The 493-nt window shown below is 33.9% G+C and carries 1 pseudogene; it reads left to right on the top strand.

From position 1 onward, the window contains the following. Positions 1-493: pseudogene (locus ELQ12_RS09870) on the top strand (hypothetical protein); the annotation flags it as partial.

Raw genomic sequence — 493 nt, 5'->3', positions numbered from 1 at the left:
ACCTTAGCTAAGACTTTAAAACCTGATGAATTTGGTATGCTTCCTTTTATAGATGAGATTATGGGAGTAGATTGGGTAATTGATTATAATAAATATAGAATTGCTAGTGATCAATTTGGAAATATGTATAGAGCCTTAAGAAGTGATATAGTTGAGGGTAAAATAAAAGATCCAAGGGATATAGATTCTACTTATGAAAGCAGAAGGGAATTTGATCGTCATAGGGGAGGGTATAAAAATGGCATGCTGCAAGGCTATGGAACAGATACACCTAATGATTGGAGTGAAGAAGAAGCACAACTTTTTAATGATACTTTAATACTACATGCCAAACTAGCAGCCCTAACTCCTCCTCAAGGCTATCCTAATGCACCTTATTATTTTACCCCTGAAAATCTAGAATGGTATTATAAAAAACACAAATTAGATGCTAAACTTGATCCAAGAATTCCTGCTATTTATAGATATAATTTTCCGCAAGAACTTCGAGCTA

Origin of the sequence: Campylobacter sp. US25a (assembly GCF_004379075.1) — a bacterium.
In the GTDB taxonomy this organism is placed as follows: domain Bacteria; phylum Campylobacterota; class Campylobacteria; order Campylobacterales; family Campylobacteraceae; genus Campylobacter_D; species Campylobacter_D jejuni.
The sequence above is the reverse complement of the archived record's forward strand: the minus strand, read 5'-3'. Positions and strand labels throughout refer to the sequence as shown.